17 protein-coding genes are annotated in these 22,200 nt (G+C 33.0%); 8 read left to right on the forward strand and 9 right to left on the reverse strand.

Features of this window, described 5'->3' with window-relative positions:
* The first annotated feature begins 472 nt into the window (after positions 1 to 472).
* The gene (locus tag EDD68_RS15275) at positions 473 to 700 is read left to right on the forward strand and encodes a sensor histidine kinase (RefSeq protein WP_165902150.1); all 228 of its coding nucleotides are present in this window, start codon (positions 473 to 475) and stop codon (positions 698 to 700) included.
* Positions 697 to 1,185 carry a response regulator gene (locus EDD68_RS10805; RefSeq protein WP_165902151.1) on the forward strand — a complete coding sequence of 163 codons (489 nt, stop codon included), beginning with the start codon at positions 697 to 699 and terminating at the stop codon, positions 1,183 to 1,185. The genes EDD68_RS15275 and EDD68_RS10805 overlap by 4 nt, the downstream gene beginning before the upstream one ends.
* Before the next feature lie 328 nt (positions 1,186 to 1,513).
* Here EDD68_RS10805 and EDD68_RS10810 read toward each other — a convergent pair whose 3' ends face one another.
* The 3 genes from EDD68_RS10810 to EDD68_RS10820 all read right to left on the reverse strand — a co-directional run bounded on the left by EDD68_RS10810 (position 1,514) and on the right by EDD68_RS10820 (position 6,455).
* On the reverse strand, positions 1,514 to 2,665 hold the full coding sequence (locus EDD68_RS10810) for a CDP-glycerol glycerophosphotransferase family protein (RefSeq protein WP_279388256.1): 1,152 nt from the start codon (positions 2,663 to 2,665) through the stop codon (positions 1,514 to 1,516).
* Between the two features lie 168 nt (positions 2,666 to 2,833).
* Positions 2,834 to 5,008, reverse strand: a complete 2,175-nt coding sequence (locus EDD68_RS10815; protein WP_165902153.1) for a C39 family peptidase — start codon at positions 5,006 to 5,008, stop codon at positions 2,834 to 2,836.
* Between the two features lie 109 nt (positions 5,009 to 5,117).
* Positions 5,118 to 6,455, reverse strand: coding sequence for a M14 family metallocarboxypeptidase (locus tag EDD68_RS10820; protein WP_132372306.1), 1,338 nt, complete (start codon positions 6,453 to 6,455; stop codon positions 5,118 to 5,120).
* Between the two features lie 127 nt (positions 6,456 to 6,582).
* Here EDD68_RS10820 and istA point away from each other — a divergent pair, with 127 nt between their 5' ends.
* Positions 6,583 to 8,028: an IS21 family transposase gene (gene istA, locus EDD68_RS10825; RefSeq protein ID WP_132372307.1), complete on the forward strand. Its 1,446-nt coding sequence runs from the start codon at positions 6,583 to 6,585 to the stop codon at positions 8,026 to 8,028.
* A gap of 16 nt (positions 8,029 to 8,044) precedes the next feature.
* Positions 8,045 to 8,749 (forward strand): IS21-like element helper ATPase IstB, encoded by a 705-nt coding sequence (gene istB / locus EDD68_RS10830; RefSeq protein ID WP_132372356.1) that lies wholly within the window; start codon positions 8,045 to 8,047, stop codon positions 8,747 to 8,749.
* On the opposite strand, the gene EDD68_RS10835 is transcribed toward istB, so the two are convergent.
* A complete protein-coding gene (locus tag EDD68_RS10835; RefSeq protein ID WP_132372308.1) occupies positions 8,741 to 10,036 on the reverse strand; it encodes an SH3 domain-containing protein in 1,296 nt (431 codons plus the stop codon). The genes istB and EDD68_RS10835 overlap by 9 nt on opposite strands.
* 158 nt (positions 10,037 to 10,194) lie before the next feature.
* On the opposite strand from EDD68_RS10835, the gene EDD68_RS15615 reads away from it, so the two are divergent.
* Together EDD68_RS15615 and EDD68_RS10840 are read left to right on the forward strand one after the other, a co-directional pair.
* Positions 10,195 to 10,320, forward strand: coding sequence for a hypothetical protein (locus EDD68_RS15615; RefSeq protein WP_279388257.1), 126 nt, complete (start codon positions 10,195 to 10,197; stop codon positions 10,318 to 10,320).
* A gap of 291 nt (positions 10,321 to 10,611) precedes the next feature.
* Positions 10,612 to 11,814, forward strand: a complete 1,203-nt coding sequence (locus EDD68_RS10840) for an O-antigen ligase family protein (RefSeq protein WP_132372309.1) — start codon at positions 10,612 to 10,614, stop codon at positions 11,812 to 11,814.
* A gap of 14 nt (positions 11,815 to 11,828) precedes the next feature.
* Here EDD68_RS10840 and EDD68_RS10845 read toward each other — a convergent pair whose 3' ends face one another.
* The 5 genes from EDD68_RS10845 to EDD68_RS10865 form a co-directional block, all read right to left on the reverse strand.
* Positions 11,829 to 14,747, reverse strand: a complete 2,919-nt coding sequence (locus EDD68_RS10845) for a CDP-glycerol glycerophosphotransferase family protein (protein WP_132372310.1) — start codon at positions 14,745 to 14,747, stop codon at positions 11,829 to 11,831.
* A 97-nt stretch (positions 14,748 to 14,844) separates the two neighbouring features.
* Positions 14,845 to 15,585: a WecB/TagA/CpsF family glycosyltransferase gene (locus tag EDD68_RS10850; RefSeq protein ID WP_132372311.1), complete on the reverse strand. Its 741-nt coding sequence runs from the start codon at positions 15,583 to 15,585 to the stop codon at positions 14,845 to 14,847.
* 121 nt (positions 15,586 to 15,706) lie between these two features.
* Positions 15,707 to 16,501, reverse strand: coding sequence for a teichoic acids export ABC transporter ATP-binding subunit TagH (gene tagH / locus EDD68_RS10855; RefSeq protein WP_132372312.1), 795 nt, complete (start codon positions 16,499 to 16,501; stop codon positions 15,707 to 15,709).
* A 20-nt stretch (positions 16,502 to 16,521) separates the two neighbouring features.
* On the reverse strand, positions 16,522 to 17,328 hold the full coding sequence (locus EDD68_RS10860) for an ABC transporter permease (protein ID WP_132372313.1): 807 nt from the start codon (positions 17,326 to 17,328) through the stop codon (positions 16,522 to 16,524).
* A gap of 48 nt (positions 17,329 to 17,376) precedes the next feature.
* Positions 17,377 to 18,576 carry a CDP-glycerol glycerophosphotransferase family protein gene (locus tag EDD68_RS10865; protein WP_132372314.1) on the reverse strand — a complete coding sequence of 400 codons (1,200 nt, stop codon included), beginning with the start codon at positions 18,574 to 18,576 and terminating at the stop codon, positions 17,377 to 17,379.
* A 439-nt stretch (positions 18,577 to 19,015) separates the two neighbouring features.
* On the opposite strand from EDD68_RS10865, the gene EDD68_RS10870 reads away from it, so the two are divergent.
* Positions 19,016 to 21,625: an SH3 domain-containing protein gene (locus EDD68_RS10870; RefSeq protein ID WP_132372315.1), complete on the forward strand. Its 2,610-nt coding sequence runs from the start codon at positions 19,016 to 19,018 to the stop codon at positions 21,623 to 21,625.
* Between the two features lie 133 nt (positions 21,626 to 21,758).
* Positions 21,759 to 22,154, forward strand: coding sequence for a glycerol-3-phosphate cytidylyltransferase (gene tagD / locus EDD68_RS10875; protein WP_132372316.1), 396 nt, complete (start codon positions 21,759 to 21,761; stop codon positions 22,152 to 22,154).
* The last annotated feature ends 46 nt before the right edge of the window (positions 22,155 to 22,200 follow it).

Consider the following 22,200-nt stretch of genomic DNA (forward strand, 5'->3'; position numbering starts at 1 on the left):
ATGTTTTTCGTATTTTCCCCATAGAAAAAATCCCCTCCATAGTAGACAGATTAATGTGCTTTCTTTTTTCTGTCTACTATAAGGGGATCATATCAATTCAGGACGCCCATCCAATCACCTGTATAAAAAGTATGCCATCCTTTTTTTATTCATCTTTCACATTGAACTTCATCTTTCTCCCCCTAATGAGAAAGACAATCGATCCCGCCACTACGATTCCCGCTATTAGTATCAGTGGACAGATGAACGAACTTTGTTTCTGGTTGTCAGATCGTTGATCATTCTCTATCGCTCCATCTGATTAGTCTGATTGATTTAATCAAGAAAACGATGGCGCACTCGGGTGTGATCATTCATTACGATTTATCCGAACTACCTGACCCCTCAACAGGAACTGACATTTTATCGCGCCCTGCAGGAAGGTTTGACGAATGGTTAAAAGCACGGAAACAGCACCGTTTTTGAACTGAAAATGGGGAGGGATGGCAACCAGGTTACTTTTGACCTAAAAGATAATGGAAACATTCAGGAACAAATTACATTTGGTTTTGGACTTTCAGCAATGGATCAACGGGTTCGCATGATTGGTGGAACTCTTACTGTAGGACCGAGGAAAGATGGCAAAGGCGCACATTTGCACATTTGCTGTCCACTGGTACCGGGGAACGCCGAAAGAGCAGGAAAGGAGTTTTCACTTTGACAATTCCGATCAAAATATTGATTGCTGATGATCATCCCATCGTAAGAGACGGCTTTCAAAAACTTCTCGAACTGACAGATGGATTCGAAGTTATCGGAACAGCGGAAAATGGAAAGCAGGCGGTCAGACTTGTTCTTCTACATCATCCGGTTGTGATTTTATTGGACGTATATATGCCGGAAATGAATGGGCTGGAGACGATTCAAGATATTCGGGCCCTCCATTCAGAAGCACGAATTTTATTGATTACATCCCATCCCGATGATGAACTGGTCATTCAGGCTTTACTGAATGGTGCAAACGGATTTCTTTTGAAGGAGTGGGAAACCGAACGTATTGTGTCCGCCATCCAAAACTCGCTAAAAAGGGCAAATGGTCTGGCCGGATGTTATGTCGCAATCCCTGATAACTCGACTGAAGAATCATCAAGAGAGACATGGGAATTCTGTTGTCAATGCCGTGCAGCAAGATATCCAAACACCTAACGAGGAACCTGACCTTTCCTTAATCCCCTGGGATCGAATCCCTGCAACGGTATCGAAGCCAGACAAGAAAATTATCACTTTAATATGGCAGGGTTGCACAAATGTTGAAATTGCAAGGCGCTTATACTTATCAGTAGGAACCGTAAAAAATACACCAGCAGAATATATAAAACGTTAGGCGTCAATAACCGGAATGAAACGATTGAAATGATCAACCAAATTGTAGTGAAATAATGTGCAACCACTTTCCCGTTCTGTCCTTCATAGCTGTGTGTTTGCATCAAACGGAAACGAAGAAATGTGCTGCTCCTGTAAGTCTGAAGGATGCTTACGGTTTAACATGGCCTGCTATGATCCGGTCAATAAGCTCCACGGTTCTTCCTGTTGCTTTTCCATCTTTATGGACATGGAAAACTGCTTTTAGATTTTGTCTTCGTTCAGCATACTCATCCCGGTCAAAACTTTTTTCGACCGCATGAATCAGCTCCGATTGTGTCTTCACCTTATAGCCAGGGGTCCAGAAGTCATAAGGTTCCAAAAGCAGCCCCCTTGTTTGTCTGTATTCTTGAAGATCATGTTGTAAAAAGATCATCGGTTGATCAAGCAGTAAATAATCAATATATACACTGGAATAATCTGTGATTAATAAGTCGGTATGGGGCAACAGTTCATATAAATCCATGTCGAGATCCAACAGGGTTTCTGTACTTAAAACCCAAATATTCGGGTGCCCGGTCATTTTTTTGATGACATATTTTTCTTCCAGCGGATGCAGTTTGACGATTAATAGATAATTGTGATCCTGTAAATACTGAATCCATTCATTCTCTTCGAAATCGTCAAAGGGAAAAAGGCCATCAGAAATCTTTCCCTCTGTCCGCTTCCGGTATCCTTGCCTGAAGGTTGGCATATAGATGATTACTTTGTCATATTTCTCAAGCTCTTTTATTTTGTTTTTTCCCGGATTAAGTAAATAATCAGTCCGTGGGCTCCCCAGGATATGATGTTTTGAAAAGGGAATATGGGTACAGGCTGCCATTAACATTGAATCCAGTTTCGAATTCGTAATCAAATAGTCCGTGTTAAAAGGTTCCGGATCGTATATCCGCTCATCATTCTCCATAAACCCCATCGCTTTTAATGGAATACCATGCCAGAGATCGATTAAGACCTGTTCAGGTTTAAGTTTTCTAAACCCATGGGAAGTAATGATGATGTGGTACCTGGATACTTTCAACATTTGACGTATATAATTCAAGTAATCGGAGGTGTTTTTTCTTTTAAATAAAATTTCGTCAGAACGGATCCAGTCCACCTGGTACTCGCCCTTCAAATAATCATAAATCCTCTTTGTGCTGGAACCAGAGGGATACGCGTTTTCGATGATCAGAATGGAGGCTTTGCGAATTCTAACACGTTTATATATTGTTGAAATGATTTTGATCGATATTTTTTTCAAAAGAGGTTTCAATGGTATCACCTGAATGAACAGATTTATTAATAATATAGTAGTCAATTATAGTTGTTTGTAATCAGATGTATTTAAAATCGCATGCCAAATTCAATCAAAACACAATTGTATGCAGATAAAATTTATAGATTAAATAAAAAATCCTGTCATAAAGACAGGATTTTTAACATTTTATCTTTAATTTATTGTAATCGCCCTTCCACCCATTTCATTCCAACGTTTTTTTACTAATTGTTTATTATATACTATACGTTTTCCAATGTATGGGTCATGAACAATAACATAATTATTTGATACACCAACCACAACAAAAGCATGTTCTCTTGCTATCCATGTTACTTTATTTTTCTTTCGATCATACCACGTATAGGACTCATAACTTGGCAAAAGGTTAATTGTTGTCCACATCACAACAGGTTTTCCTGATTTGACAACTTCCAGTTGTTTTTCAAAAGACATACCTGTTAAATCTTTTCCGCCATTTTTTGCAATTTTATCGATCACTCTAAGCATAGGTTTTTGATAAGCGCCAAAACTATATTTAGAAGCAGGATGACCAACAAACTCCTCATCAGGATTAGCACCATACATTTTTCCTGCATACCAGTAAGGGGCGGGTCCTTTCGGAAGGACATCTACCACATCTGACACAGAAATATTATATCCTGCCCACGCTAATAACATGGTAACAGAAACTGATTCACATCCTGTTGGCCAGGACGGAAATTGATTCAGAACAGGTACACCCTTGATGATTTTATCCCTAACATCTATTAGATCAACGTCTTTTTTGTGAATATATCCGACATTCCTTTTTCCGTTCACATATACGATTGCTTCATACCAGTCAGTGGTAAAGGTTTTAAATCGCAATATGGAACCATGTTTATAAGATTTTAAAATACTTGATTTTGTATTTGGTTTAGAATAGACATGCGCTCTACTTCCATAAACTACACCTTTTAAATCTCTTTGTTCATCCGGTGAAATGACATCATCTTTATAAATATAACCGATTGTGAGTTTCCCATTAATATATACCAGAGCTTCATACCAATTGGAAATGAATGTTTTGTAGTATAACGTTCTCCCTTGATTATACGATTTGAGAACCTGACTCTCCTGAGTAGGTTTTGAATAAACTTTTGTTTTACTGTTATATGCAATACCTGACAAATTCACAGATTGATCAGTCGGAATTTCAACATCTGTTGCCTGAATAAAACCTGTATAAGGTTTGCCATTAATATAAACTAGTGCTTTATACCAGCCTGTTACGTGAGTTTGAAAATATAGAGTGTTTCCTTCACCATAACTCTTCAGTACTTTTGACTGAGAACTAGGCTTAGCATAAACATTAGTAGGTCTTTTAACAGCAATTCCTGAAAGCTGCACAGGATTTTTTGTTGGAGACTCTACATCCTCTGCATGAATATATCCTGTCTTTCTTTCTCCATTCACATATACGATAGCTTCGTACCAATTGGTTAAAAATGTTTTATAATAAAGGGTTTTTCCCGCTGGATATGACTTTAGAACATTGCTTTTATTGTTTGGAACCACATAAACATTGGTTCTGTTCTTTAGCGCAACACCAGATAGGCTTTTTTGTTCCGAATCCGGCTCTTCAACATCTGATGCTGCAATGTAACCTATTTTTCTTTGTCCATTTACATATACAACTGCTTCATACCAGTCACTTAAAAATGTTTTATAGTATAATTTCTTACCAGATTCATAGGATTTCAGTACTTGACTATTTTTGTTTGGGTTAGCATATACTCTCGTTTGATCTTCTTTTGCATAACCCGATTTACTAATTTGATCGGTAACTGGTTGTTCTACGTCTGAAACAGGTATAAATCCTTTCTTTCTTTCACCGTTAACATATACAATTGCCTGGTACCACTCGGACGTAAATGTTTGGTAATACAAAAGTTTTCCTGACGAGTAACTTTTCCACACTTTTGAATCACTAGATGGCAATTGATAAACTTTCGCTTTTTTTACTGCGTAACCAGATAAATTTTCCGGACTTTCAGTAACTACTTCGACATCATTTTTATGGATAAATCCTTCTTTTCTTTCTCCATCCACATAAACAACTGCATTGTACCAATCTTCGCTGTCATTTATCTGGAACACCAATATAGACCCTTTTTGGTAACCTTTCAGTGAATTTGAATTCTTATCCTTATCTTCATAAACATATACTGTTTTTTGCAAGGCAATCCCTGTGGCAGTTTTTGTTTCAGACTGTAAAACAGATGGAAAAACCAATTGAATAAAAAATAAGGTCAAACAAGAAATAAAAAGATTAAACACTAACTTACGCCATTGAAATTTCTTCAACCTAATCCCCCTAACATTTCAAAATAACTAATACGATTTTTAACATATTAGGACATAGGAATATTTACCTACCAGCAAGAATGTTAAACCGCCTTATTAACAAAGTCTACTATCTTTTATGTCTACTTTGATAAGCTTCATATGCAACTACTAGTCCAATAGAAAAATTTTGTTTCCATATCCGGTCATAGTTACTAATGGGAACAGGTTTTGAACCTACATAAGGAGATACTTCTGGAGTCACACTTGGTTGGCCAGTGTTTTCTGTAAACCAGTCTGCATAGAATCCTCCGCCTGGTGAGAAAGAAGCCGGCAGCATAGAATAACCAGTTTTTTTACTGATCAGATGAGCTACCTTTCTTGCATTCTCCCTTATCTCTCCTTCACCATTTTCCCAGTATATAACTTCTCCTGATGAATGATAGGATACGATTGTTTTAAAATCGTGTTCTAATGAAAAGTTAGATAGAGCGATAGTTTCAGGTTCACTCAGTGGTGTATAACCCTTAAAATTTTGGGATGAAGGTTTGCCTGGATCATTGACTACATTTCTCCAACCAACGGGGTAATTTCGATTTAAGTCAACCCCATTTGCATTAGCCTTCCAGTGAGAAAAATCAGTTTTTCCGCCATTTATCCGAATAAGATTATATGGATTACCTAAGGCAAATGGGCCTTTTTGGACTAATGTTACTCCATCTGGATTAACCATTGGCACATAGTATATGGAAACTTTATTTAACAGGTCTCTGACATTATATCCATCAATGTTTTTGTTACCTGTATATGCGCGGCTATACGTATCAATTTGATGCATAACCAGGTTAGTCGTAATCCATTCTCGTGCATGGGTTGCGGCGTTAATCGATATCTTTGTATCCCCTTTTCCCAGTTTAACAGCATAAATGTTTCTGCCATCTACCGATTTTCCAATAATCTCTGTTTGAATGATACCAGGATAAGTATTTTCTAAGGCTTTAATATCCCTGACCATTTGTTCATAGGTATATATCATTTTAGGATTGACAATTTGTTTGCTATATGGCCGGTGAAAACTTACATCGTTCTTATGTATATATCCCGTATGTGGTTTTCCATTCAGGTAAACTATCGCTTCATACCAGTTGCTTGTATAAGATTTAAATAGCATTTTAGCCCCATAAGTATACCCTTTTAATTTTTTTGAATGTTTTGAGGTTTCTTCATAGACATAGGTTTTATCCTTAACTGCGAATCCAGTATAGTCTTTTTGTTTTGTTCCTTGGTTTATAACATCCCCATTATAAATGTATCCGGTCACCGGTTTCCCATTAACATAGACAAGGGCTTCATACCAGTTATCTGAAAATGTTTGATATAAAAGTTTATCACCTTCGTCATATGATTTTAAAACACTGGAACTTTTACTAGGCCTTGTATAGATGTTTAATGCAAAATAAAAGTACATAGTTTTGCAAGAAAAAAATACATAACCCTGCAATGATCATTTGGGTATAAAAAAAGACTTGCCAGCCCCCTAAAATATCCTCTACTGTATTTGGTGTCGAATAACAATTCAGTGGAGGTAGAAAGGGATGCTGACAATGTCTGAAATTAATTCTATCAAATTTTTTCGGAATCATAAATCATTTTCGATTAATAAAATTGCAAATACCTTTGGCATTAATTGGCGTACTGCAAAAAAGTACGCTGATAAAGATGAGATTCCTCGAGAGAAAAAAACATTGAAGAAAGGAATGATGTATCAAGAAAAGTGGGGAGAAATCGTGTCCGATTGGTTAATGGAAGATCAAAAACTCCGCCGAAAACAAAGGCGAACCAAAAAGAAGATCTATGAGGATTTAAAATCGATGGGATTCCCAGGGTCCTATCGGACCGTATGTTACTTTATTGAAGAATGGAAAGAGGGGAAGATAGCTGACGAAGAGACAAGCAGTAAAAATTATGAACGATTGCAGCACCCACCTGGGGAAGCACAGGTCGATTTTGGAAAAACGGAAGCTGTAAAAGATGGAAAGTATATCGATTCACACTGCTTAGTCATGACGTTACCATATAGTAATGCTGCCTTTTGTGTGGCACTGCCAGGTGAAAATCAGGAATGTTTCTTATACGGATTAAAGACATTATTTCATCAGTTGGGGGGAGTGCCTAGAAAGCTACGAATTGACAATTTAACGGCAGCTGTTATCCAAGCCAGGAGTCAATCTGGAGAGGCTCAATTTACACAAGAATTTCTGCAATTTGCGAACTTCTATGGATTTGAGGTTCAACCGTGCAATCCAAGAAGTGGTCATGAAAAGGGCAATGTGGAAAATAAAGTCGGGTATATCCGGTACAACTTTGTAACACCAGCACCTGTGGTAAAAAGCTACGAGCATTTAACAGAAATTTTGTCAGCAAAACTAACAAAGGATCGTGAACGTAAACATTATCAGAAACAGGTGCCTATTCAAAAATTGCTTCAGGAGGAGGAAAAGCATTTACTAGCTTTGCCTGAGGAAGGTTATCCGGTATTCAAGGAGAAAATCGTAAAAGCCAATAAGTACGGAGAAATCACTTTAGATAAAACAAAAGTGTATATTCCAAGAGGATATAACTACGGACAACTGCATTTAGTACTGTATTGGAATCGATTCAAGGTTGTTTCTCCTGACGGAGAAATCCTTTACGAGGACGAACGTCCATATATGCACAGTAAACGCAATATTCCCTGGAAGTCTATTTTAACAGACTGGGCTAGGAAGCCAAGATGTGTGACCTATTCAAGATACGCTCCTTATTTGCCTGGCCGTGTTTATCAATATATCAGTATCGAAAACTACCAACTGCGGAAAGATCGAATCAAGTGGTTGATTAGTTTATTGGTTAGCTACGATATGGAAGAGATCAATGAAAGGTTTTATGAACTGATTCAGGAACGGGAGTTCCAGCAGGTAGAGGATCACCCCTATGATGTGAATTGGGAGATATATGATCAACTAAATCACATAACAAAGGGGGAGGATTCTCTTGAGTAAGACAAATTTAAAGAAAATGTGTAAGTCGTTGCGTCTCGCCAATGTAGCTGAAATCTATGAAACCATTCCTTTTGAAAATACTACTCAATACCTTGAGGCCTTATTTCAGAAGGAGATTGAGCTTCGAGAGAAGGCGAAAGCCGAACGTTTAATTAAAAAGGCACGCTTTCTTTCTAAAAATGATCTAGACTCATTCCAATGGGGAGAGAAGATTCATTTTCCTCCCCACACCGATCCGAAGGACTTATGTGAACTGAACTTCATCTCACGCCGTGAAAATGTGATTTTATCCGGTTCTCCCGGAACCGGCAAGACTCACTTAGCAACTGCCTTAGGAAAAGAAGCCTGCCGAAAAGGCTATGAGGTGCGTTTTTATAGAGTTTGTGATTTAATCGATCAATTAGAGAAGGTATGGAAAGAAGGAAAGCTACAAGCTTTTAGAAGCCGTTTTAAGAAGGTGGATGTAATCATACTAGACGAAATGGGATATATTCCATTTAGCAAGGAGGGGGCTGAGTTACTGTTTCAACTGATTTCAGACTGGTATGAGCAAAAGAGCCTCATTATTACATCCAATCTGGAGTTTAGCCAATGGAACAAGATATTCGTCGATCCTAGATTAACGGCAGCATTGGTAGATCGTGTCATTCATCATGCCCATGTATTAAGCTTTACGGGTGACAGTTACCGTGTGACACACGCATTATCTAAATCACAATAGAGTAAATATGGGCTGGCAAAGTTGTGTATTTTTCTTTGCAATTTTATGTACTTTTCTATTGCAAAATACAGTATAGACATGTGTTCTAGTATTATAACTTATTCCTTTTACATTTTTTTGTACTTCTGAGATACTTTCTACATCCCTTGCATAAATGTACCCTTTTCTTGGTTCTCCATTTAAGTAAACAACAGCTTCGTACCAATCGGATATAAACGTTTTATAATATAAAATATGTCCCGGTTGATAAGACTTCAGTATGCTGCTGCTTTGACTGGGGGATTCATATACTTTTGTTTTACCCTTTAACGCAATACCTCTCTTGTTTTCGGGTTCAGGTACTGGTTCCTCTACATCTGATTTTGCGATAAATCCCGTATGACGTTTCCCATCCACATATACAATTGCTCTATACCAGTCCCCTAGATAAGTTTGATAGAATAATTTCTTACCAGCTCTATAGGATTTTAATGGCTCACTATCATTCGAAGGCTGTGTATAAACAGCCGTGCGGTCTGCCACAGCAATTCCCGATAATTGAACAGGCTGTGAAGTGGGTTCTTCCACATCAGAAACAGGTATATACCCTGTTCTGCGTTCTCCATTCACATAAACCATTGCTTCATACCAGTTACTTAAAAATGTTTTATAGTAAAGCCTTTTTCCGGGTTCATAGGATTTCAATACTTGACTACTTTTAGTTGGAGAGGCATATACACTGGCTGTATGACTTACTGCAAACCCTGATCGGTTTACTTGATGAGAAACAGGCTCTTCCACATCCGATACCGCTATATATCCTATTTTTCTTTCTCCATTAACATATACAGTAGCCCGATGCCATTCTGAAGTAAATGTTTCATAATATAACCGTTTACCATCAGGATAACTCTTCCATGTTTTAGAGTCCTTTGAAGGCTTCACGTAAACCTGAGTCCTGTTTTTGGCAAACCCTGATATCCTAGATGGATTATCTGTAATTAATTCGACATCTTTTTTATGTATAAATCCTTCTTTTTTTTCTCCCTGGACAAAAACTACCGCATCAAACCAGTTTTCGTCTTTATTACCCTGAAACATTAAAATGGAACCCTGTGAATAACTTTTTAGAGGCTGAGAATTAACGTCTTTTTCACTATACACGGCAACTTGATCGTTGACCGCTACTCCCTTTAAAACCCTGGATTCAGAATGCAGATTCATGGTCTCCGGAATTTGTAGTAAGAAAATCAAAAAAGTTACAAATGTAAAAATAGTAGTTTTTAAGGATACACTTTCTCTACGCAAGTATGGTTCCTCCCATAAAATAATTATCGGTGTATGAATTATATTCTATAGTATTTTATATTGTTTAGTTAAATAGAATAGAAATTCCAGTTAAGTTCATATAATTGTGTAAAAACGGAAATAGAAAATAGGCCATGATGCTCTTCCTTTGATAGAATATGGTTAACCAAAAACCAAAACTAATCAGAGAAGTAGAAGCAATCATGGCTCAATATCATATTAACTTAAATTCAGAGATTTTGCACGAGCTGTTAACAAATGATGAAATGATGAGGGGATGGTGAATAGCTAATTCACCACAGATCTATTCCAACGGTGTCAGCGAATCTTTAATGGAAATGGTCGTGAATGGGATTTCTACACACTCAAGGTTACCCAGATTATCGAAGAGTAGACCAAACGGAAGTTCACCGAAATCCCCCATTTTAACTAAACAAGCCAAAATATAACGAAATATTTAGGTATTATAGAATTACACAACTGGTCATTTGAAAAAAAATAGAAAGTATAGCATAATTAAAATCGCATCCGTATTATTACTCTATAACACAACAATAATACAGGAGAACATTAACATGATGAAAAAACTAAATTTTCTAATCAATTTACCAAACACACTTTTTATTTTATTAATACTTAATATATTGGAGTTAACTACTCAACCTGAACTGATAACTATTGGTAAAACAGGAATCCAAATATCGTTATTTATCAGTTTAATTCTTTTTCTATATTTTATTGTTTTCCAAACTAAAAAGAGCGTATTGACAATATTACCGATATTTATATCGTTAACAGCTATTGCTTTTTTATATACATTGTCTCATTTATATAATAGAAATTTTGATAATGATCGAATATTAGCAACTTTTATGATTACATTAATGTATCTAGTAGTTTTAACACATATCGATTGGAAAAAAAAACATTTTAATTTTATTAGTTTTACCTCTATCATATTAGTCCTCTTATTATTTATTAATTGGCTATCATCTGACATGCCTTTTCAAAAATTTGAAGGTATTATTAGAAACCCAAACTTAACAGGAATATTTCTATTTATTCTTATGTTTTTCCAATTACTTGGATTAGTAAAAGGGAAAATTCTCTACAATATACTAATAGTTTTCTCCATTATTATAAACCTATTTCTAATCTATGTAACAACTAGCAGAACAGTATATTTATCCATATTTATTATTATATTAAGTTTAACTGTCATGAAGTTCTCAAAAAAGCTATACAAATATTTATTTTATATATTCGTTTTATTCAACCTAACATCTTTTTTTGTATATTTTAAACTATATAATTCTAGTTATCGGAACATTTTAAATGAATGGTCAAGAGAATACTTCAACAAAAATTTTTTTTCTGGCAGACAAACTATCTGGGATGAAGCCGTTAAATATGGTATTCAATCACCAATAATTGGACATAAAGTTGGGATAAAGCCAGATGAATATCTAAGTACTAAGGGTTATGCCCATGTTCATAATCAATATTTACAAATTTTCCTAGAAAGTGGGATGTTAGGTTTTATTAGTTTTCTTATTTTCCTGGTTGTTTTATGGAAATATTTATCAATTAATCTTGAAAGTTATGTAATTAAACTATCGTCCAGTTTTTATCTGGGTATAATCGTTTATCAAAACTATGAATTAAATTTACTACTTGTAAATAAATCAATAGGATTCTTATTATGGTTAATTATATTTTTGGGAGTAGGTTTTTCTATACGGATTAAACATAAAAGTAGAAAAGAAAACCCGGAATGATTATTTCCGGGTTTTTACTTATTGTAGTTTTTTGAAATCTGATAAATTCTCTTACAGTTTTTTTGGTCAATATAGCTGAGTATTAAATATTTTTTATCCTTATAAATATCTTTTTCTTTAAAGTTATTATTAATATAGTATTCAATTGCTCTTATTAGTTGTTCCTCATTATTAACTATATCTCCTATAAATGTTTCATCTTTCTCTCTCAAAATTCCCTTACTGAAAAATTGTCGAAAATCAAAATGATAGAAAATTACAGGTTTCCCCTGGTAATTGAAGTCAAATGAAACACTGGAATAGTCAGTTATCATTAACTTGCTAGATTTCAAAAGATCTTGTACTTTTCTTTCACCTAGTTGAACTAAGTTTATTCTTTCATTTATTTTTAAGGATAGATCCTTTATAAAATGTTGCATGCGATAATGCGGATAAAAATCTAAAATTAAATCATTTTTTTCTAAAATATCGTGCAATTTATAATTAGTTAATAATGAGTAATACCTTGCAAAATACTCTGACTCATAAAATTTTTCCTTTGTGTTAAGCCATTCTCTCCAGGTTGGAATTAACAATATTCTATTCTCAGGAAAGTTATTATCTAGTAAATTATCAAACCGTGATAAACCTGTCACAAATACTTCTTTTTCATCGTAACCAAACTTTTTAACTACCATCTCTTTTTCGTAAATAGAACTTACACAAAATATATTAAATGGATACTTGTAAAATTTCTTATGATATTCAACATTCTTTCTTCCAAGAACTCCATGTTGCAAAAATACTTTTAATCCTTCTCTATAACTTCTCATTTCAGTTGATTTAAACGGGAGAATGTAGTCAATGTCATGAGAACAGAAGAAAGCGTTGGCTTTTAAACATTTTTGAACATGCTCTTCACTTCCGATTAATAATATGTTTCCCAATGGTTCAAGGTTTTTTAAATCTTTAGATCCTGGTTCTATTGCATAATATACTTCCTGATCTGGATGATTCTCTCTCATATATTTAAAGAAGTAATATCCTGTATCCTGGGCAGTATCCGGTCGTTCACCAACAATCCACACATCTTTGGTTTGCCTAAACTCTTTATTTATTTTTTCTCGAAGTAATATGTGTTGTTTTTTGTGCTGGAAAACTTCAATCTTTATATTACCTCGTGGTGTTAACGTCAGAAACCATTCAATTATTCTCTTATCTAACGATGTAGTTGTTTTAGACAAATATTCATCTTTTCGATAAGAATATTTATCAAAACCTAATTTTCTTTCATTTATATATTCACCATCTTTTACTTTTATATAAATATCTAAGATATCTTTTGGGGTTCGTAGTAACCCCTTCAAATCTTCTAAATGAATCATGTGTTTAAATTTATAATTTTCTAGATGGTATTCGATTTCTTTTTCTGTTTCACGATTTCTGATTACTACTGAAACCAATTGACTATCTATACAATCTTTTAAATTCTTTCTAATTAAATATGCAAAACCATCTATAAAAAGATGTGTTTTTTTAAAATATGCCTTGTCCAGAGACCGAATAAGGGTGGGCTTGCCTATTTTAAATGATAATCGGTTATTAATGGTTGAATAAAAATAAAAATGAAAAATTTGATTTTCACTAGTTAATATTTCTTTTAATGTTGTTGTTTTTAATGTTTTATCTTTTGTTTTTAATCTCAGTAGTAATTCTTCATTCAAATAAGGATGTTTTATAAAAACATCAAAAGTCTTTTCCCTTAATTTGTAAAGTTTTTTTCTATCAACAATTGCCTCAAATTTATACGCATTCCCTACTTTTTCACAAGATAAATTTGCGCCAATTTTTTCTATTCCATCTCGTTCCTTAAAAACAATTAAACTGTTCTGTTCAAATTTAAAATCACCTTTTATATTACCATTAATAACAACTGAATTTTTATTTTCTTTAAGCTTTAAATCCAAGAGATTAATAGTTTCAGTTCGAGATAATAAGGAGAAATTATATTTAATAGTTCGATAAGGGCTAAAAGATATAGTGCCTTTCACATCATGTTTAATAAATTTTTTTATATCATTAAGATTTAGTGGTTCAATGTGCTTAACCCTTACCTTATAACTAGTATTATTTTTTTTAATTAATAAATAAAAGTCTAAAACCCCATTTTGTGCTGATAAAGAGTAATAAGGAACTGTTGCTTTCCATTGTCTATAGTTTAACCACTGAAGGTCAACACTAAAATTCTTTTCACTCTGTCTCTTTTGAATTAACAACTTTACATTATCAGGACTAAGATCGTTAATAAACTCAAAGTGAACATCTCCCGAAACTAATAGATGGTCTTCCTTAAATTCTATGTGTTTAACGTTATTTATAAAGTGACTTAATTTATCAATGGTGAATTTTTCCTTGCTAACAATTAAAGTATTTGAACAGTTTGTTTTTGGAATAAAAATGTATCCGTTTGAGTAGCCTCTTTGAGTAACTAACTTTTGTTTTAGAGTTGGAGACACAATTAATTTTCGTCTAGTCAACCTAAATTTTGATTTAGAATTTATTTTAACAAAAACTGACCATTCTTGTTCTAGTTGCCCTCTATCTGATAGAAAATTAATAGGAATAAAAAACTCAAAAGTAGTACCATCACTTTGCCTTCTTATTGTTTCAAAATGAAGATGTTTCTTTGTATTACTCTTTTGGATAAGGATAAGTAATACATCATTATAAGATGTTCTATGAAAACCTATAGGATCAACCTGTAAATAAAATCCTTTTTCATCAACTGTTATATCTTTCAACAGAAATTTCTTTTTAATAACTGTTAATAAAATTTTATATATTTTATTTTTTACTTGAAGCACACGAAATTTATTAAATGTTTTTTTAAGTAAGTTTAATAGTTTCCCAGCATTTTCCAGGTAATTCTTTAAGCTCTTTTCTAAGTTGTTCATTCCTATCAACCTCTCTAGAACATTTTGTAAGATGTATTATTACTTTTTATCAAAGTATTGATGATAAAAATATTTATGATAGTTTATAAATATATTTTTAATTAAATCCCTTCCATTTTTCTCTCAAAACATGAAGTACAAATTTTGGTAATTTTGCTGCTCTTTTATAACGTTTTGGGTTAGTTATTATTCTATAAAGCCATTCTAAATTTAAGTTTCTCCATAATCTTGGAGCTCGGTTTACTTTTCCCCCCCATACATCAAAACTACCGCCTACTCCTATATATATTCCTTTGTTCAGTTTTTTCATATTCCTAGAAATCCAGTTTTCTTGTCTAGGGTAACCCAAAGCTACAAATACAAAATCCGGGTTGGAATGTTTGATTAACTCTAATACAGTGTTATCATTCAAATCAACATACCCATGATGATATCCAGCGATTAGAATATCAGGATATTTTTTTCTAATATTTTGGGCTGCCTTTTTAACAACATAATCTTTTGCTCCGAATAAGAATATTGATTTTTTGTTTTGATTGGCATATCCAAGCATCAACTCCATTAATTCAAATCCTGGAATTCTTTCCGGTAAAGGTTTTCTGATTAATTTCGAGGCTAAAATTATTCCAACCCCATCTGCCACAATACAATCCGCCTGTAAAATATTTTTTTTATATGCCGGGTTTTCATTTGCGTACATCACAATTTCAGGGTTTGCAGTGACAATAAACAATTTCCTTTGATTTTCAACTGAGGGTATTATAATATCATGAAAAAATTGTTTTTTTGTTGAGTGTATAAATGGTATATCCAAAATGTTAATACGATTTTCTTCCATACAACCAAAGCCTTTCAAAAATCATTTATGGGTATAGATCTTTTCCAAAAAGATTTTTTATATAAGAATTTATATTCTTTTTAATTCTTATTTAAAAAATGACAAAGCTTTTTTTGCTTTGTCATTTTTTAAATTGTTTTTCCAATGCTTTTTTACGAAAAATTTTTTTATCTTCTTTTGACATCTTCTTATAATTCTTTAAAAAGTCTTCATACTTCGGTAAAACTTCTTCTGTAGAACCATACATCTTAACTTCTCCGAATTCTAACCATAAAATTTTTTCACAAAATCTCTTCATCTGTCCAAGGGAATGGCTCACAAAAAACATCGTTTTTCCTGATTGTTTAAATTCTAGCATTTTTTCTATACTTTTTTCACTAAATGTTTTGTCTCCTACAGATAAAGCTTCATCAATAAGTAATATATCTGGATCGATATTAATGGAAATAGAAAAACCTAAACGCGACTTCATACCACTAGAATATGATTTAACCGGTTGATCAATAAATTGTTCTAATTCTGAAAACTCAATGATATCTTTTTCCAACGTTCTTATCTCATGTTTACTAAAACCTAACATTAATAACTTTAGTTCTATATTTTCCCTTCCAGTAAGCTTTCTGTCTAAACCTGCATTTACCGCTATTAAAGATGCCTGGCCGTCTACAAATACGCTACCTGTTGTTTCTGGTATTACCCCAGCAATTATATTGGACAAAGTAGATTTTCCAGAACCATTGACTCCTACAAATCCAACGATATCTCCTTTATCAACAGTAAATGAAACGTTATGGAGTGCATAAAAATCGTGTCCGTAAGATTTACCTGGAACTATTAAATCCAATAACCTTTCTTTTCGATTATTATACAATTTATACTTTTTTGAAAGATCCTCAATAACTACAGATTTTTCCATTAATTTCTCACCCTAGTTAATTATATAAAATCAACAAAATGACGTCTAAATTTCACATGTAAATAAGATCCAAGCGTAAATAAAATTAAAACCAAAGCCCAAAAATATAAGGAATAACTCCATTCTTCTATAAAAAACCATCCTTTTCCTAATAGAGAATGACGATATCCTTCCACAATATAATAAAATGGATTAATTTTCATAACCGTTTGTAACCAGTCTGGCAATAGACTTAATGGCCATAAGATTGGTGACAAATAAAGAAGCATTCTCATTATAGATTGTAAAAACATTTGAACGTCTTGGGCTATGGTTGCTAATGTCGATGTAATTAAGGTTATACTAAATAAAATCGACATGACTCCAAATACATAAAGAGGTATTTGTAAATAGTAAATAGAAATAGGATAACCTATTAGTTGTAGTAAAATAATTACGATTAATAACAATAACAGATGTGGATATAATTGAGAAAATAAAACGTAATTAGGAATAACACTCATCGGAAAGTTCATTTTTGCTAATATTTTTATTTTTGAATAAATAGATTTAGTTCCTTTTAAAATTCCTTGATTGATTAAAAACCAAACAACTATTCCTGCTAGCATCCATTGAAAAAAAGGGATTCCCTCAACTGGTTGATGTTGTCTAATTCCATATCCAAACACAAACCAATATATTGCTATTTGTATAGACGGGTTAATAATCTCCCAGGCCATTCCTAAATAATTATTTGTAGTAGTACTCTTTAATTCATAAAGAGAAAGTCTTCTAATCAAATAAAAATATTTGATTTGTTCTTTTAATACTATAATTGCAGCCTTCATCATTGTTCCTACTTTCTCTAGAATTACATTGATCGACTTATTGATGTATTAATCCCTATAAAACTTATCAACTACGCGTTTCGATGCATTTCCATCTTCTAAATAACAAAATTTATTATAGAAATTATTAAAATTTTCATCAACCTGAAAACCATTATTGAAAAATTTATTTATTTCTTCTACAACTTCTCTTGTTGTTGTTGTTAAAGGTCCCGGTGCATTCTTTTGTAAATCAAAGTAAAAACCACGTAATTGATCCCTGTATTCCTCCAAATCATATACATAAAATATTATTGGCCTTCTCAAATTAGCGTAATCAAAAAATACTGATGAATAATCTGTTATAAGAATATCTGATATTATATATAAATCTTTAATATCCAGGTAATTAGAAACATCATAAGCAAAGCCTTCATATTCAATAACGTCCAAATTTTCAGCGATCAAATAATGCATACGTAATAAAACCACAAAATCATCACCTAACTTTTCTCTCATAAATTTTAAATCTAAACTTAAATTAAAACGGTAACGACCAACACTATAGTAATGGTTATCTCTCCATGTAGGCGCATACAAAATTACTTTTTTATCCAATGGGATATTTAACCTTTTTTTTATATTTCTAACATTTTCTTCAGTAAATGTATAGAGGTAATCATTTCTAGGATAACCTGTTTCTATTATGTTTCCACTATAATCAAAAGCTTTTTTGAAAATTTTTGAAGAATAGTCATTAGGAGACACTAAGTAATCCCATTTTTTAGTTTGTCTTGAAAAATTCTTTTTGTATCTTTCCGTATTTGTACCGGGCATCTTGATTTCTTCAATATCTAAACCTAATCTCTTTAAAGGAGTTCCATGCCAGGTTTGAACAAAAACAGTATCTTTAGGTTTTGGCATCCAGTTAGGAATCCTGACATTATTTACCCAATATTTAGATCTTGGCATTGTCCAAAACCACTTCGGTGTAAAACGTATGATATAAGGAATGCCTAATTTCCTGAATAAACCAGTATACCTACGATCCACACTCCAAATCAATTTGCATGAAGGTTCATATTTCTTCATATATTCATAGATTGCTCTTGGACTATCACTATACTGTTTACCATGGAAGCTTTCGAAAACTATAACATTTTTCTTTTTTGGTAAAAAACTTATTATGTGAAAAATTTTTTTGTAAATGATTTTTGCGGTTTTGCTTCGTATAGCTCTAAACATCATCTTTTTTAAATAATTAATCATAAAATCACCTGTCAAAATTTTAGGTTTTTAAACCAATTTATATAAAGTTATTATACTGATGGCATGTCTAAATATACAACCTCTTGATGAACTGAATGGTTAATAAGTATTTTTATTATACTATACTTTACCTAAAAGATAGCCTTGATAATGAATTATAATTTCAATTATATACTATACTCCATAACTAATTTTAAACAAAAAATATGTTATATTCTAATACAAATATTGTGATGTTTCGTCTGAACTTTATTAATACTAACAAAGTCTATTATAATACTAACATTTTCTACAAAATATATGGGAACTCTTGAAAAGATATGTTATTATAATTGGTAAATAAAAAGTCTGGAGGTGAATTATTAATAAATTATGAAGATTTTTCTAAAACTATTTTTAGTCCCTCTCCTCCAACAATAACATATATGGGGGTTTTTAAGTGAATAAAATAGTAAAAACGTTATTAGTCTGTTTGTTATTAGCGTTATTTGGTTTTACCTTTTTCGTTATATTTACATCATCTGCTTCAGCTAATAATTCTTACGAAGGGATTGCGTTAAAAGATCCTACCAATGTATATGAAAGTACATCAAAGAATTCGAGCATTTTAAAGAGTTATTCCCAAGGATCTATTTTAAAATATGAATATTATTCAAATAAGTGGTACAAAGCCACAGTCTATATTGATCATAAGCCATACACTGGTTATATTCATAAAAACGACGTAGAAAACGCTGTTAATGACATAGTTAAATTCGAAGGGATCGCTTTAAAGAACACTACGCATGTTTACTCTAGAGCTTCTATTAATTCTAAACCTCTAAAATCATATAGCAAGGGTTCTATATTACGCTATGAATCTTATACAAATAATTGGTATAAAGCTAAAGTTATAGTCAATCATAAATCGTTCACAGGATTTATACATAAGGACCATGTAGAAAACGCAACTAAGGATCCAGTAGAAATTAAGGGAATTGCTTTAAACACAACTAATGTCTATAGGGAAGCCTCTAAGAATTTTAAAATCTTGAAGTCTTATAAAAGTGGTTCCATATTGAAAATGGAATCCTATACCTCAGGATGGTATAAAGCTACTGTTTATTTAGACTATAAACCTTACACTGGATATATTCGTCATGATGACATTGATCGGCTATACAATTCACCAACTGAATTAAAGGGAATATCATTAAAAACTGCTCGAGTCTTTAATAATCCTTCTGAGAGTTCAAGAGTTTTAAAATCTTATTCTGCAGGATCAATATTACAATATGAAACCTATAGTTCTAAGTGGCACAAAGCTACTGTTTATTTGAATGGGAAACCACGGACAGGTTATCTACCTGTTTCTGTAGTTGACGACTTAATAGAACAGGAGAATTTACGAGGAATAGCAATCAAAGGGACCACTCACGTTTATGAAAGCCCTTCAACTAAATCAAAAATTGTTAAATCTTATAGCGAAGGATCAGTTTTAATTTACAAATCCCTTAGTAAAAATTGGCATGAAGCAGTTGTATTTGTTAATGGAAAAAAGAAAAAGGTTTTTCTTCAAAGAAGTCAAGTTGAAAACGCATATAAAGAACAAAAAACATTACGGGGAGTTGCACTAAAAACACCAACTAATGCGTATAGTGGGGCCTCAAGAAAAACTCCAGTATGGAAAACCTATGAGAGAAGCAATTTATTAAAGCTAAAAACTTTTTCGAAAAATTGGTATGAAGCAATAGTAATCGTAAATGGGAAGCCAAGAAATGCATATTTCCATCATGATGATGTGAATACAGGAATTGTTTATGAAACAACACAGTATAACATTGATTTTAATAAAGTGGTTGATATTCAACATGATGTAGGCGGTTATACTGATGGAGCTGGATTAATTAAAGCAACAAAAGAACAAATTGCTTACTATCTAAACCCATCCAATTTTGCTAGAGGTACCGATAGCTATTTTCAATTTTTGGTGTTGTCTCAACCTACTGGAATAGATGCAGAAGAAGTAAATGAAAAAATTCTTTTTAATAAGGGAACCTTAGCTGGACAAGGTGAAGCATTTGTACAGGCGGGCAGGGATTATCAAATTAATGAACTTTACTTAATAGCACATGCTGTCCACGAAACAGGTAATGGAAGTTCGGTATTAGCGCAAGGTGTAGAAGTAGGCCGAAACTCTGATAATGAGTTAGAATTAGTTACAGATTCAAATAGAGAGCATTTAAGAAATATCAAAACCACTTACAATATGTATGGTATACACGCTTTTGATCGCTGCCCAGTTGAATGCGGAGCAAAAAAAGCTTATGTAGAAGGCTGGTTTACACCAGCTAAAGCTATAATTGGTGGGGCAAAATTTATTCGTGAAGACTGGATTGATGTAGGGCAAGACACGCTTTATAAAATGAGATGGAATCCTGAAAACCCAGGAAAACACCAATATGCAACCCATATCATGTGGGCAGAATTACAAACGACGCGAATAGCTGAATATTATAAATTAATTAACAATTATGTACTGTTTTTTGACATTCCGAGGTATTTAAATCAGCCTGGACCTGCAGATGATTTTCCAAGTAATAACAATTTGGCGATCAATATTAAAGAATACCCAAAAAATACACTAGCTATTACAGTAGTAGATAATTTAAGATTACGTAAAGGTCCCTCAACCAATCATGAATGGATAAAATATCTTGACAAAGGTACTATTCTTGAAATTCTTGATGTTGATAATAACTGGATTAAAGTTCAGGTGAAAGGTTCTTCAGATATAGGATGGGTTGCAAAGACATATAACGGTGAAACGTATGTAGAACATTTAAATTTATTCAAGATAACTGCTGATCCATTAAATGTCAGAAGCAGTCCTGCTGGCAAACAAGTGGGCCAAATTAATTATGGCGAATATGTTAGTGCTGTTTTAGATTCAAACAATAATCTAGTAACCGTTAAAGAAAGTCTAGGAAATACGGAGTATACATGGTATCAAATATACTATGGTGACGGAACAGCATGGATTGCTGATTACGTAAATATCGTAAAATAGCTTTTAATAGAACACATTTAGGGAGTGGAATTTTCCACTCCTCTTTATTATTTAGTTTGTATTAATCCTTTGTTTAAAATATAATAAAATATGTATAATCGTATCCTTTTTCCGTTTTTTAGGGGGATTTTTTATGAAAAAAGTCATCACCTACGGAACGTTTGACTTATTGCACGTAGGACATATAAATTTGCTGAAACGCGCAAAAGCGCTGGGAGACTATCTAATTGTAGCGGTTTCTACGGATGAATTTAATGCTTTGAAAAACAAAAAAGCTTACTACAGTTATGAAGATCGCAAAACCATTCTGGAAGCTGTGAAGTATGTGGATCTTGTCATCCCTGAAGAAAACTGGGAGCAGAAGATTGCAGATGTTCAGAAATATGATGTGGATATTTTTGTCATGGGCCATGACTGGGAAGGAAAATTTGATTTTCTGAACGATTACTGTGAAGTTGTTTATCTGCCGAGAACTGAAGGGATTTCAACAACAAAAATTAAAGATGATTTGATGAAAGTGAATAAATAAGGGGTAAGGAAATGGTGATTCTCGCCATTTCCTTTTTTATCAATCT

It is taken from the genome of Melghiribacillus thermohalophilus (genome assembly GCF_004342905.1).
Lineage (GTDB): Bacteria > Bacillota > Bacilli > Bacillales > Alkalibacillaceae > Melghiribacillus > Melghiribacillus thermohalophilus.

Bases quoted from the DNA above. Each gene is read 5' to 3' on its own strand.
- tagD (WP_132372316.1), top strand. From the start codon at position 21,759: ATGAAAAAAGTCATCACCTACGGAACGTTTGACTTATTGCACGTAGGA.
- EDD68_RS10820 (WP_132372306.1), bottom strand. From the start codon at position 6,455: ATGTACTTTTATTTTGCATTAAACATCTATACAAGGCCTAGTAAAAGT.
- EDD68_RS10840 (WP_132372309.1), top strand. From the start codon at position 10,612: ATGATGAAAAAACTAAATTTTCTAATCAATTTACCAAACACACTTTTT.
- EDD68_RS10850 (WP_132372311.1), bottom strand. From the start codon at position 15,585: ATGGAAGAAAATCGTATTAACATTTTGGATATACCATTTATACACTCA.
- EDD68_RS15615 (WP_279388257.1), top strand. From the start codon at position 10,195: ATGGTTAACCAAAAACCAAAACTAATCAGAGAAGTAGAAGCAATCATG.
- EDD68_RS10845 (WP_132372310.1), bottom strand. From the start codon at position 14,747: ATGAACAACTTAGAAAAGAGCTTAAAGAATTACCTGGAAAATGCTGGG.
- tagH (WP_132372312.1), bottom strand. From the start codon at position 16,501: ATGGAAAAATCTGTAGTTATTGAGGATCTTTCAAAAAAGTATAAATTG.
- istB (WP_132372356.1), top strand. From the start codon at position 8,045: ATGTGTAAGTCGTTGCGTCTCGCCAATGTAGCTGAAATCTATGAAACC.
- EDD68_RS10865 (WP_132372314.1), bottom strand. From the start codon at position 18,576: ATGATTAATTATTTAAAAAAGATGATGTTTAGAGCTATACGAAGCAAA.
- EDD68_RS10860 (WP_132372313.1), bottom strand. From the start codon at position 17,328: ATGAAGGCTGCAATTATAGTATTAAAAGAACAAATCAAATATTTTTAT.
- EDD68_RS15275 (WP_165902150.1), top strand. From the start codon at position 473: ATGGGGAGGGATGGCAACCAGGTTACTTTTGACCTAAAAGATAATGGA.
- istA (WP_132372307.1), top strand. From the start codon at position 6,583: ATGCTGACAATGTCTGAAATTAATTCTATCAAATTTTTTCGGAATCAT.